The sequence below is a fragment of the Nocardioides dilutus genome (assembly GCF_054779555.1).
In genome coordinates this window covers 641,755-652,815 of record NZ_BAAGYA010000001.1, presented here as the reverse complement: position 1 = coordinate 652,815, position 11,061 = coordinate 641,755, and the positions used below count along the sequence as shown (strand labels likewise).

Genomic DNA, 11,061 nt, shown 5'->3' with positions numbered 1-11,061 from the left:
ACCACAGAGCACGACAAATTTGAACCGACTTTGGTTTCGTCAGGCGGTTGCCGAGCGAGACGAGAGCCTTGCCAAGTCAAAATGAATTCAGTTAAGTTACCGTCCTGCTGTCGAGCGCCCGAGGGGGACTCAGATGTCGTTCGTGCTGATCCATGGGGCCGCGTGCGGATCGTCGAGCTGGGAACGCCTGATCCCGCTGCTGGACGGCGAGGTCCTCGCTGTGGATCTGCCCGGGCGTGGCAGCAGGGCTGACCAGGACGTCCGCGCCGTCACCCTCGAGGACTGCGGCAAGGCAGTGGTGACCGACATCCTGGCCGCCGACCTCACTGACATCGTCCTGGTCGGCCACTCGTTCGGCGGGGTCACCGTGCCCCGGGTCATGTCCCTCCTGCCGGAGCGGATCCGCCAGGTCGTGCTCGTATCAGCCGTCGTGCCCGAGGACGGCACCCGGGTCCTCGACCAGATCGACCCCGACGTGCGCGCCGCGGTCGAGGCCAGCATCGCCGGAGGCATCTACTCGATCGACGCTGAGGCCGCGCGGGCGATGCTGTGCAACGACGCGGACGCCGAGCAGTCGGCCTTCATCCTGGAGCGGATGGTCGACGACTCAGCCGCGCTGCTCACCGAGGTCGTGGACCTGAGCGGCTACACCCTCCCCGTGCCGCGCACCTACGTCCACCTCTCCGAGGACCACTGCTATCCCCCGGAGCTGCAGACACGGTCGAGCGAGCGCATCGGTGCCGACGTCGTCACACTCGACGCGGGCCACATGGCCCTGGTGACCAGACCGGACGAGGTCGCCTCGATCCTCAACGGCTTGCACGCGAGCTGACACACATCCTCGCTTGCCTGGTGGCTCACCCCAGGCGAAATGGCCGACAGCCGGACCCCACGGGGTCCGGCTGTCGCCGATGTCCTGAGACATCACATCGGTCGGGCTGACAGGATTTGAACCTGCGGCCTCCTCGTCCCGAACGAGGCGCGCTACCAAGCTGCGCCACAGCCCGATCGCGGGCCCGATCCGGCTGGGCCCACAAGCCGGGGAGCATACCGGAGCGGACGGGGCGCTCCCCAATCGGTCAGGCGTCCCGGGACGTCAAGGTGAGAAGGGTGGCCTCGGGCCGGCAGGCGACCCGGATCCGTGCGTAGGGCGACGTCCCGAGGCCGGCCGACACGTGGAGCCACGAGGACCCGGGGTCGCCGGGCCGCGAGTCGGCGGGGTGTCGGTGCAGCCCCTTGGCCCGGGCGGGCTCGAGGTCGCAGTTGGTGGTGAGCGCGCCGACGCCCGGCAGGCAGACCTGGCCGCCGTGGGTGTGGCCGGCCAGCACGGCGTCGTAGCCGTCGCGGGCGAACTGGTCGAGGACCCGCAGGTAGGGCGCGTGCGCGACGGCCAGGCGCACGTCGGCGTGCGGGTCGGCCGGGCCGGCGACGTCGTCCAGCCTGTCGTAGCCGAGGTGCGGGTCGTCGACACCCGCGATCGCGAAGGTGAGGTCACCGACCTTGACCGACTCCTTCCGGTTGGTGAGGTCGGTCCAGCCGGCGGCGGCGAAGGAGTCGCGCAGCTCGGGCCAAGGGAGCTTCGGCGTGTGTGTCGAGCGGCGGCCGTCGTCGGGGAGCAGGTAGCGCAACGGATTGCGCAGGCTCGGCTCGAAGTAGTCGTTGGAGCCGAAGACGAACACTCCCGGCACGTCGAGCAGGGCGCCCAAGGAGGACGCCACGACGGGCACGGCGTCACGGTGCCCGAGGTTGTCGCCGGTGTTGACGACCAGGTCGGGGCGCAGCAGCGCCAGCCCGCCCAGCCACTCCTGCTTGCGCCGCTGGCCGGGTGTCATGTGGATGTCGCTCAGGTGCAGCACCTTGAGTGGACGCGCCCCGGCAGGGAGCAGCGGCACCTCGACCCGGCGCAGGGTGAACTGTCGGGCCTCCCAGGCGGCGTATGCCGTCAGTGCGGTGCCGGCGACGGCCCCGGCGCCGGTCAGGCCGCCGACAATGCGGGTGAGTGACACGCCGCCACACTGACACAATCGACCACATGAGCAACCTCAAGGACCGCCTGCGCACCGACCTGACCGCCGCCATCAAGGCGCGCGACGAGGTGCGGTCCTCCACGATCCGGATGGTGCTCACCGCGATCACCAACGCCGAGGTGGCCGGCAAGGAGCACCGCGAGCTCACCGACGACGACGTGATCGGCGTGCTCTCCAGCGAGGCGAAGAAGCGCCGGGAGGCGGCCACCGCCTTCGAGGAAGGCGGTCGCGCGGAGATGGCGGACAAGGAGCGCGCCGAGGCCGCGGTCCTGGCCGACTACCTCCCCGAGGCGCTCAGTGACGAGGACGTCGCCGCCATCGTGACCGCCGCGATCGAGCAGACCGGCGCCGCGGGCGAGGGCATGAAGGCCATGGGCAAGGTGATGGGCGTCGTGCAGCCTCAGGTGAAGGGCCGTGCCGACGGCGGCGCGGTCGCGGCGGAGGTGCGCCGCCAGCTCGGCTAACGGCCGCCGTTCCCGTTCCCGTTGCCGTTGCCCCCGCCGTTGCCCCCGCCGTTGCCCCCGCCGTTGCCGTCTCCGCCGCCGTCCTGACAGCGCTTGCGCTTGCACGGGGGCGGCGCGGCGACGGTCTCGCCCGCGCCGGGCACGGTGGAGGGGTAGACGAAGTCCACGTAGTCGAGGGAGTCGTCGTAGATCTTCATCGCGTCACCCCAGATGGGGGCGGCGAAGCCGGACCCGGACGCGGAGGGGACGTACTCCCCGCCGATGGTCTGGCCGGCGAGCCCGATCGGCACGCCCAGCGCGTTGGCGCCGCCGATCATCGCGGCGGCGGCCAGCTGAGGCGTGTAGCCGACGAACCAGACCGACTTGCCCTCCTGCGTGGTGCCGGTCTTGCCGGCGGCCGGCTGGTCCAGCGCCTGGGCCTGGGCGAAGCCGCCCTCGATCACACCGCGGAGCACGTCGTTGACGGCGTCGGCCGTGCTCTGCTGCATCACCTGGGCACAGTTGGACGCATAGTCGCGGATCTGGTTGCCGGCCGAGTCGAGGATCGCCTCGACGGGACGGGAGTGGCAGTGCAGGCCTCGGGCGGCGAAGGTGGCGTAGGCCTCGGCCATCTCCAGCGGGCTCACCGGCGCGACACCCAGGGTGAACGACGGGACCAGCTCCGCGCCGTTGCCCTGCCGGTCGCCGTTGGGGCTGGTCAGGTCGACACCCATCGCCTTGGCCATCTCGTAGGGCTTGCAGATGCCGGTCTCCCGGGTCAGCTGCATGTAGAAGGTGTTGACCGAGTAGCGGGTGCCGGAGTAGAGGTTCATCCGGCCGCTGGAGGTCGAGTTGTCGATGTTGAACGGCGGCCCGCCCTGCTCGGAACCGGGGCAGCTGGCGAAGTCGCTCGGGTTGAAGCTCATCGACGGCGGGGAGTTGTAGACCTTGTTGAGCGGGATGCCTTGCTCGAGTGCCGCGGCGAGCGTGAACACCTTGAACGTCGACCCGGCCTGGCAGCACTGCGAGTCGCCGAACTTCTGGGGGACGACGTAGTTGAGGTAGGTCTCGCCGGCTCGCTTGTTGCGCCCCATCGGCCGCGACTGGGCGATGGCCTTGACGTTGCCGGTCCCGGGCTCGACCACGGCGAGCGCGCCGATGGCCTGGTCGCGCTGGAAGACGTGGGCGCGGACGGCGTTGTCCGCCACCCGCTGCATGCCGACGTCGACGGTGGCCTTGATGGTGAGACCGCCGGTCTGCAGGAGGCGCATCCGATCCTCGGGGGTCTTGCCGAGGCGGGGGTCCTTGGACAGCCAGTCCAGCACGTAGTCACAGAAGAACGGCGCGTCGGTGCGCACACAGCCGTTGCGGGACTCCTGGACGTCGAGGCCGAGGTCCCGCTCCTTGAGCCGCTCCGCCTTCTCCCTGCTGATCACATTGAGCTCGGCCATCCGGTCGAGGACGACGTTGCGGCGGGCGACGGCTTTGTCCTCGCTGTTGGTCGGGTCGTACTCCGACGGGTTCTTCACCAGGCCGGCGAGCAGTGCCGCCTGCCGGGCCTTGAGCTGACTCGCGTTGACCCCGAAGTAGTGCTTGGCCGCCATCTGGATGCCGTAGACGCCGTCACCGAAGTAGGCGGTGTTGAGGTAGCGCTCGAGGATCCAGTCCTTGCTGTAGTTCTCCTCCAGCGCGGCGGCGTAGCGCAGCTCGTTGAACTTGCGCGCGTAGGTGTCGTCCGACGCCGCCGCCTGCTCCTCGGGTGTGTCGGCCTGCTGGATGAGGGTGAGCTTGACGAGCTGCTGGGTGATCGTCGAGCCACCCTGGACGACTCCGTCGTTGGCCTGGTTGGTGATCATCGCCCGCAGCGTGCCCTTGAAGTCGAGCGGGCCGTGGTCGTAGAAGCGGTAGTCCTCGATCGCCACCACGGCCTTCACCATCATCCGCGAGACGTGCCGCAGCGGCACGTTGACCCGGTTGCCGCCGTCGACGTAGAGGGTCGCCAGCACGTTGCCCTTGTTGTCCAGAACCAGGCTGCGCTGCGGCAGCGCCTCGGTGGTGAGCTCCTGGGGGAGCTCCTCCATGGTGTCGGCGAGGTTCTGGGTGCCCACCCCGGCCAGCCCGGCGAAGGGGATCGCCAGGCCGGCGACCACGACGCCGAGCACGACCGAGACGGCCGCCATGACCACCAGGTGTGACAGCACGCGGTGCGCCGGGAGGCGCTCGCTGCGGGGCATGGGCACGGCCCCAGAGTAATGGGGCGGCACCAACGGGCTGTTTTCGCGAAAGCCCGGGGTATACCCCCTGGGGTACATGCCCCAACCTGGGGTGCAGAACGCCTCATCAACGCCACGGACACGGAACTGACCCCGGATCAGGCGTCAGATGCTCGTGCGACCCACAGAACAGTCGGCCGAACGACCCCCTCCCAGGGGACCTATGACCGTTCGGGACTAGTCATTTCGGACTATGGAGGTCGAATCGATCGCCCGCTGCCCCCAAACCTGTTTACTTCGTAACTTTCTTCCTACGGGGAGGGAGCACCCCGAGACCTCAGCCCCTAGGGGCAAACAGCGAAATCTCGGAGATCAGGTGGGCAGAACAATGTGGATCGAGGACTGGACCCCCAAGGCCGTGTGCCGCAGCGCGCAGCCCGATGAGCTCTTCGTCCGCGGGGCCGAGCAGAACAAGGCCAAGCAGATGTGCACCGGCTGCCCGGTGCGTACCGAATGCCTCGCCGAGGCCCTCGACAACCAGATCGAGTGGGGCGTGTGGGGCGGCATGACCGAGCGGGAGCGCCGGGCGCTGCTTCGTCGTCGTCCGAACGCCTCGTGGCGCTCGGTCCTCGAGGCGGCCCGCACCAAGGCCACCGAGACCGTGGTCAACGCCTGAGGCACTGGCGACACCTGCGACACCCAACTGAATACCCACAGACCCGTCCTGGCGTGGGAACTGCACTCGCGTCAGGGCGTAGAGCTCGCGGCCGGTTGACGTCACGAAAGTGACCTTCATCCGGCCGCCAGCATATTTCCGACCTCCCTGAGCCCCTCCAGGTCGTGCACATCCCCCGCCAGCGCAGGCACCACGACCGTCGGCACCTGCGGGTGCGCGGCCGCGAACCGGCCGCGCAACACCGCCTCGCGCTCGCACATCCGGACCCGGTCGGCGTGCAGGCGGAGCAGACCGGCCGTGACCGAGCCTCGTCCCGCCCGCTGCAGCCGGCCGGCCGCCGACATCGCCTCGTCCGCGGACAGCGTGCCCGTCGGTGCCGGAGTGGCCCGGTTGACCACCAGTCCGGCCAAGGGCATCCGCTCCTCCCCCAGCCGCTCCACGAAGTAGGCCGCCTCGCGCAACGCGTCGGACTCGGGGGCCGCCACGACCAGGAACGCCGTCCCGTCTGCCTGGAGCAGCGCGTAGGTCTGCTGGGCGCGGGCCCGGAAACCCCCGAACACCGTGTCCAGGGCGGCTACGAAGGTCTGCAGGTCGGTGATGAACTGCCCGCCAAGGATCCGCGACAGCGCGCCGGTGACCAGGCCGAGACCCGCGGTCATGATCCTGGCCGGTCCCCGGGCCGGTGCCAGGAGCATCCGCACGAATCGGCCGTCCAGGAACGATGACAGCCGCTCCGGTGCATCGAGGAAGTCCAGAGCAGATCGGGACGGCGGGGTGTCCACCACGATCAGGTCGTAGGTGCCGGTCTGCTGGGAGTCGCGCTGGAGCTGGCCCAGCTTCTCCATGGCCATGTATTCCTGGGTCCCGGCGAACGAGCTCGACAGCGCGATGTAGAAGGGGTTCTCGAGGATCTGCTTGGCCTTCTCCGGCGTGGCCTGGCTCTCCACGACCTCGTCGAAGGTCCGCTTCATGTCCAGCATCATCGCGTCGAGCGAGCCACCCTGACCCGCGCCGCCCACGCCGACCACCGGACGCGGAGTGTTGTCGAGCGCCTCGATGCCCATCGACTGCGCTAGCCGGCGGGCGGGGTCGATGGTCAGGACGACGACCCTGCGGCCCCGTTCGGCCGCGCGCAGGGCCAGCGCCGCGGACGTGGTGGTCTTGCCGACGCCGCCCGAGCCGCAGCAGACGATGATCCCGGTGCCGGGGTCGTCGATCAGCGCGTCGACGTCGAGCACCTTCGTCGCGGTCGCATGGGCGGCCAGCGGGCCGACGCGGGGGTGGCTCCTGGTCATGCCAACCCCTGGTCCTTGAGGGCCTGGGCCAGCTCGTAGAGCCCGCCCAGGTCGACACCGCCGGCCAGCCGGGGCAGGTCGTACGCCGGCACGCCGAGGCCCTTGACGACCTTGCGCTGCGAGTCCTCCAGCGCCCTCCGCTCGGCGTGGTCCCGCGCCTCCGACAGCAACCCGTCCAGCAGCGCCTCGTCGACGTCGACCCCTGCTTCGACGAGGTCGGCCCTGATCCCCTCCCGGTCGAGGATGCCCTTGCGGGCCGCCGCCAGGTCCTTGACCTTGAGGTCGCGCGGGCGCACCAGGTTGACGACGACGCCACCGACCGGCAGCCCGGCGTCGTGCAGGTGCTCGATGCCGTCCGCGGTCTCCTGGACCGGCATCTCCTCGAGCAGGGTCACCAGGTGCACGGCGGTCCGCGGTGACCGGAACAGGGTCATCATCGTGTCCGCTTGGTGCTTGATCGGCCCTACCTTGGCCAGGCCGGCGAGCTCGTCGCTCACGTTGAGGAACTGGGTGATGCGCCCCGTCGGCGGGGCGTCGAGCACCACGGCGTCGTACTGGCGGGCGCCCTTGTTGCGGCTGTTGCGCTGCACCGCCTCGAAGACCTTGCCGGTGAGCAGGACGTCGCGGACCCCCGGCGCGATGGTGGTCGCGAACTCCACGACCCCGAACCGGTCCAGCGCCCGCCCGGCGCGACCCAGCTTGTAGTACATGGAGAGGTACTCGAGCAGCGCGGCCTCGGGATCGATGCTGAGGGCGTGCACGGTCCCTGCGGACTGGCCCTCGGCCGCGAGGCCGGTCGCCAGCCGGCGTTCCTCGTAGGGCATCGGCTCCACGTCGAAGATGCGGGCGATGCCCTGGCGGCCCTCGACCTCGCAGAGGAGGACGTGCTTGCCGTGGGAGGCGAGCGCGAGCGCGAGCGAGGCAGCCACTGTGGTCTTGCCGGTCCCGCCCTTGCCAGTCACCACGTGCAGGCGCACGCGGGGCCAGTCGGTGCTCACGCGGACAACCGTAGGACTAACGTGCAGGCCCATGGACAAGGTGGTCTCGTCGGCGGCCGATGCGGTCGCGGACATCCCGGACGGTGCGACGCTCTCGGTCGGGGGCTTCGGGCTATGCGGCATCCCCTCTGTGCTCATCAAGGCGTTGCTGGATGCAGGCACGACCGACCTGGAGGCGGTGTCCAACAACGCCGGGGTCGACGACTGGGGTCTCGGGCTGCTGCTGGGTGCGGGGCGGCTGCGGCGGATGGTGGCGTCGTACGTCGGTGAGAACCAGGAGTTCGCCCGGCAGTACCTCGCCGGTGAGCTCGAGGTGGAGCTGACGCCGCAGGGCACGCTGGCCGAGCGGATGCGGGCCGGCGGGTCGGGGATCGCGGCGTTCTACACCGCCACCGGGGGCGGCACGCAGGTCGCCGAGGGCGGGCTGCCGTGGAAGTACGACGCCGAGGGCAACGTCATCAAGTCCTCCCCGCCCAAGGACACGAGGACCTTCGACACCGTGGACGGTGCTGGTCAGATCGTGGCGCGGGAGTTCGTGCTGGAGGAGGCGATCGTCGCGGACTTCGGGCTGGTGCGGGCCTGGAAGGGCGACCGGCACGGCAACCTCGTCTACCGTGACTCCGCGCGCAACTTCAACCCGCTCGCAGCGATGTGCGGGCGGGTCACCATCGCCGAGGTCGAGGAGCTGGTCGAGCCCGGCGACATCGACCCCAACCACGTGCACACCCCGGGGGTGTTCGTCCAGCGGGTGGTCGCACTCACCCCGGAGCAGGCCGCCGACAAGCGGATCGAGAAGAGGACGGTCCGCCACAGAGAGGGTGGAGCCCGATGAGCTGGACTCGTGAGCAGATGGCCGCCCGGGCGGCCTCGGAGCTGACCGACGGCTCCTACGTCAACCTCGGGATCGGGCTGCCGACCCTGGTGCCGAACTACGTGGCCGACGACGTCGAGCTGGTGCTGCAGTCGGAGAACGGCATCCTCGGCGTCGGGGCCTACCCCTTCGAGGGCGAGGAGGACCCCGACCTCATCAACGCCGGCAAGGAGACCGTCACCCTGCGCCGCGGGGCGTCGTTCTTCGACTCCGCGACGTCGTTCGGGATGATCCGCGGCGGCAAGATCGACGCGGCCATCCTCGGGGCGATGCAGGTCTCGGCCACCGGCGACATCGCCAACTGGATGATCCCCGGCAAGATGGTCAAGGGAATGGGCGGCGCCATGGACCTGGTCCACGGCGCCAAGCGGGTGATCGTGCTGATGGAGCACACCGCCCGCGACGGTTCATACAAGATCGTCAACGAGTGCTCGCTGCCCTACACCGGCCGCGGCGTGGTCCAGCGGATCATCACCGACCTCTGCGTCCTCGACATCACCCCGACCGGCCTCACGCTGGTCGAGCTGGCCCCCGGCGTCACCGAGGACGAGGTCCGCGAGAAGACCGAGCCCGAGCTGGTGTGACTGTCGTCGGCGTTGCCTAGGGTCGTCATATGGCGATCGCGACCTGGCAGGACCTCTGCATCGACGCCGTCGACGCCGAGCGGCTCGGACGGTTCTGGGCCGAGGTCCTCGGCCTCACCTACGTCGCGCACGACGACGGCGACGCCCAGCTCGACGGGCCGACGCCGGAGCACCGGGTCTGGATCAACGCCGTCCCGGAGCCGGTGACGGTCAAACAGCGCGTCCACCTCGATGTCCACGTCGCCTCCGTCGACGACGTGCTCACGCTCGGCGCCACGGCCGAGGACGTCGACTCGTTCAAGTGGAAGGTGCTGCGCGACCCTGAGGGCGGTGAGCTGTGCGTGTTCGAGCGCGCTCCCGACGACGAGCGACTGCGGAGCTACCGGCTCTACGAGATCGTCGTCGACTCGGTTGCGCCGCGCACCATCGCCCGCTGGTGGGCCGACGTCCTCGGGGGCACGCCCGGCGGGAAGGACGAGGACGAGGCATGGGTGGAGCGGATCCCGGGCGCGCCGTTCGACTGCATCGTCTTCGGGACCGTGCCGGAGTCCAAGACCGTCAAGAACCGGATCCACTGGGACGTCAAGACCGACGACCTGTCGCTGCTCACAGAGGCCGGCGCCACGGTGCTCCAGCGACACCCGCGCTGGACGGTGATGGCCGACCCGGAGGGCAACGAGTTCTGCGCCTTCCTGCCTGACCGGGAGGAGTGATGGCGGCCGAGCTGCCCGAGCTGCTCGTCCCCGACGCCGCGGCCCTGCGCGACTGGCTCGAGGAGCACCACGCGAGCTCGGACGGCGTACGGCTCGTGCTGGCCAGGAAGGGCAGCACGGAGACCACGCTGACCTGGGCGCAGGCCGTCGAGGAGCTCCTGTGCTACGGCTGGATCGACGGCCAGGGCGGCAAGCGCAACGAGGGCAGCTACACCATCCGGATCACGCGTCGCCGGCCGCGGAGCATGTGGTCGCAGCGCAACGTCGAGCTCGTCGAGCGCCTGGAGGAGCAGGGTCGGATGCGCGCCGCCGGACGGGCCGCTGTCGAGGCGGCCAAGGCCGACGGCCGGTGGGCGGCGGCGTACGCCGGCCCGGCGAGCGCCGAGACCCCGGACGACCTGCTGGTCGCGATCGCTGCCGAGCCCGAGGCCCAGCGGATGTTCGACGTGCTCACCAAGACCAACCGCTTCGCGCTCTACCACCGGCTCAACGCCGTGAAGCGGGCCGAGACGCGGGAGCGCAAGATCCGCGAGTTCGTCGCGATGCTGGCCCGGCACGAGGCGCCGTACCCCCAGAAGGCACGACCTGAGTAACGTGCCCGCATGACCAAATGGGAGTACCTGACCGCGCCGATCCTCACGCACGCGGCGAAGCAGATCCTCGACAACTTCGGGGCGGACGGCTGGGAGCTCGTGCAGATCGCTCCCGGTATGAACCCGGAGAACCTCGTGGGCTACTTCAAGCGCCCGGTCGAGGGCTGAGCGGCGGTGAGCACTCCCGAGGAGCGACTCGCAGAGCTCGGCCTGGAGGTGCCGGCAGTGGCCGCGCCCCTCGCGGTCTACGTGCCGGCGGTGCGGTCCGGCAACCACGTCTACACCTCCGGGCAGGTGCCGCTGCGCGCGGGTGAGCTGATGGCCACCGGCGTCGTCGGGGCGGGCGTGACCCCGGAGGAGGCGTTCGCCTGCGCCCAGCAGTGCGCGCTCAACGCGATCGCCGCGGTCAAGGCCGAGATCGGCGATCTGTCCCTGGTGAAGCGCGTCGTCAAGGTCGTCGGCTTCGTGGCCAGCTCCCCCGACTTCACCGGCCAGCCGGGCGTGGTCAACGGCGCGTCCGAGCTGCTCGGCGCGGCCTTCGGCGACGCCGGGGTCCACGCGCGCTCGGCGGTAGGCGTGGCCTCGCTGCCGCTCGGTGCGCCGGTCGAGGTGGAGATCATCGTCGAGATCGCCGACCCCGCGTGAGGA

General features: G+C 70.1%; 13 protein-coding genes and 1 tRNA gene. 9 read left to right on the top strand and 5 right to left on the bottom strand.

The genetic code is table 11. The features are described from left to right. The first annotated feature begins 133 nt into the window (after positions 1-133). Positions 134-832 carry an alpha/beta fold hydrolase gene (locus ACYVC6_RS03185; protein ID WP_460710886.1) on the top strand — a complete coding sequence of 233 codons (699 nt, stop codon included), beginning with the start codon at positions 134-136 and terminating at the stop codon, positions 830-832. 101 nt (positions 833-933) lie between these two features. Here ACYVC6_RS03185 and ACYVC6_RS03180 read toward each other — a convergent pair. Together ACYVC6_RS03180 and ACYVC6_RS03175 are read right to left on the bottom strand one after the other, a co-directional pair. After that, a tRNA-Pro gene (locus ACYVC6_RS03180) sits at positions 934-1,007 on the bottom strand. Positions 1,008-1,079: 72 nt separating this feature from the next. Continuing rightward, entirely contained in the window at positions 1,080-2,006 is a 927-nt protein-coding gene (locus tag ACYVC6_RS03175; RefSeq protein ID WP_460710884.1) for a metallophosphoesterase, read from the bottom strand. Between the two features lie 26 nt (positions 2,007-2,032). Between ACYVC6_RS03175 and ACYVC6_RS03170 the strand changes: the two genes are divergently transcribed. Continuing rightward, a complete protein-coding gene (locus ACYVC6_RS03170; protein ID WP_460710882.1) occupies positions 2,033-2,491 on the top strand; it encodes a GatB/YqeY domain-containing protein in 459 nt (152 codons plus the stop codon). Here the strand turns inward: ACYVC6_RS03170 and ACYVC6_RS03165 are convergent. Continuing rightward, positions 2,488-4,704 (bottom strand): transglycosylase domain-containing protein, encoded by a 2,217-nt coding sequence (locus tag ACYVC6_RS03165; protein ID WP_460713299.1) that lies wholly within the window; start codon positions 4,702-4,704, stop codon positions 2,488-2,490. The two genes, ACYVC6_RS03170 and ACYVC6_RS03165, sit on opposite strands and share 4 nt — an antisense overlap. A gap of 367 nt (positions 4,705-5,071) precedes the next feature. Here ACYVC6_RS03165 and ACYVC6_RS03160 point away from each other — a divergent pair, with 367 nt between their 5' ends. Further along, a complete protein-coding gene (locus tag ACYVC6_RS03160) occupies positions 5,072-5,359 on the top strand; it encodes a WhiB family transcriptional regulator (protein WP_460710880.1) in 288 nt (95 codons plus the stop codon). Positions 5,360-5,475: 116 nt separating this feature from the next. Here ACYVC6_RS03160 and ACYVC6_RS03155 read toward each other — a convergent pair whose 3' ends face one another. Together ACYVC6_RS03155 and ACYVC6_RS03150 are read right to left on the bottom strand one after the other, a co-directional pair. Next, entirely contained in the window at positions 5,476-6,654 is a 1,179-nt protein-coding gene (locus tag ACYVC6_RS03155) for an ArsA family ATPase (protein WP_460710878.1), read from the bottom strand. After that, the gene (locus ACYVC6_RS03150) at positions 6,651-7,652 is read right to left on the bottom strand and encodes an ArsA-related P-loop ATPase (RefSeq protein ID WP_460710876.1); all 1,002 of its coding nucleotides are present in this window, start codon (positions 7,650-7,652) and stop codon (positions 6,651-6,653) included. Before ACYVC6_RS03150 ends, ACYVC6_RS03155 begins: the two co-directional genes overlap by 4 nt. 31 nt (positions 7,653-7,683) lie before the next feature. On the opposite strand from ACYVC6_RS03150, the gene ACYVC6_RS03145 reads away from it, so the two are divergent. Genes ACYVC6_RS03145 through ACYVC6_RS03120 form a run of 6 tightly spaced genes read left to right on the top strand, consistent with a single transcriptional unit; the run spans position 7,684 to position 11,058 of the window. Next, positions 7,684-8,484, top strand: a complete 801-nt coding sequence (locus ACYVC6_RS03145; protein WP_460710874.1) for a CoA transferase subunit A — start codon at positions 7,684-7,686, stop codon at positions 8,482-8,484. Then, positions 8,481-9,107 carry a CoA transferase subunit B gene (locus tag ACYVC6_RS03140; protein ID WP_460710872.1) on the top strand — a complete coding sequence of 209 codons (627 nt, stop codon included), beginning with the start codon at positions 8,481-8,483 and terminating at the stop codon, positions 9,105-9,107. The genes ACYVC6_RS03145 and ACYVC6_RS03140 overlap by 4 nt, the downstream gene beginning before the upstream one ends. Before the next feature lie 29 nt (positions 9,108-9,136). Next, the gene (locus tag ACYVC6_RS03135; protein ID WP_460710870.1) at positions 9,137-9,820 is read left to right on the top strand and encodes a VOC family protein; all 684 of its coding nucleotides are present in this window, start codon (positions 9,137-9,139) and stop codon (positions 9,818-9,820) included. After that, entirely contained in the window at positions 9,820-10,413 is a 594-nt protein-coding gene (locus ACYVC6_RS03130) for a YdeI/OmpD-associated family protein (protein WP_460710868.1), read from the top strand. Before ACYVC6_RS03135 ends, ACYVC6_RS03130 begins: the two co-directional genes overlap by 1 nt. A 9-nt stretch (positions 10,414-10,422) precedes the next feature. Then, positions 10,423-10,581: a DUF4177 domain-containing protein gene (locus ACYVC6_RS03125; RefSeq protein WP_275744066.1), complete on the top strand. Its 159-nt coding sequence runs from the start codon at positions 10,423-10,425 to the stop codon at positions 10,579-10,581. Between the two features lie 6 nt (positions 10,582-10,587). Further along, a complete protein-coding gene (locus ACYVC6_RS03120) occupies positions 10,588-11,058 on the top strand; it encodes a RidA family protein (protein WP_460710866.1) in 471 nt (156 codons plus the stop codon). The last annotated feature ends 3 nt before the right edge of the window (positions 11,059-11,061 follow it).

Excerpts from the sequence above, each read along its gene's own strand:
- ACYVC6_RS03185 (WP_460710886.1), top strand. The coding sequence starts at position 134 with ATGTCGTTCGTGCTGATCCATGGGGCCGCGTGCGGATCGTCGAGCTGG.
- ACYVC6_RS03170 (WP_460710882.1), top strand. The coding sequence starts at position 2,033 with ATGAGCAACCTCAAGGACCGCCTGCGCACCGACCTGACCGCCGCCATC.
- ACYVC6_RS03165 (WP_460713299.1), bottom strand. The coding sequence starts at position 4,704 with ATGCCCCGCAGCGAGCGCCTCCCGGCGCACCGCGTGCTGTCACACCTG.
- ACYVC6_RS03160 (WP_460710880.1), top strand. The coding sequence starts at position 5,072 with ATGTGGATCGAGGACTGGACCCCCAAGGCCGTGTGCCGCAGCGCGCAG.
- ACYVC6_RS03155 (WP_460710878.1), bottom strand. The coding sequence starts at position 6,654 with ATGACCAGGAGCCACCCCCGCGTCGGCCCGCTGGCCGCCCATGCGACC.
- ACYVC6_RS03145 (WP_460710874.1), top strand. The coding sequence starts at position 7,684 with ATGGACAAGGTGGTCTCGTCGGCGGCCGATGCGGTCGCGGACATCCCG.
- ACYVC6_RS03140 (WP_460710872.1), top strand. The coding sequence starts at position 8,481 with ATGAGCTGGACTCGTGAGCAGATGGCCGCCCGGGCGGCCTCGGAGCTG.
- ACYVC6_RS03135 (WP_460710870.1), top strand. The coding sequence starts at position 9,137 with ATGGCGATCGCGACCTGGCAGGACCTCTGCATCGACGCCGTCGACGCC.
- ACYVC6_RS03130 (WP_460710868.1), top strand. The coding sequence starts at position 9,820 with ATGGCGGCCGAGCTGCCCGAGCTGCTCGTCCCCGACGCCGCGGCCCTG.
- ACYVC6_RS03125 (WP_275744066.1), top strand. The coding sequence starts at position 10,423 with ATGACCAAATGGGAGTACCTGACCGCGCCGATCCTCACGCACGCGGCG.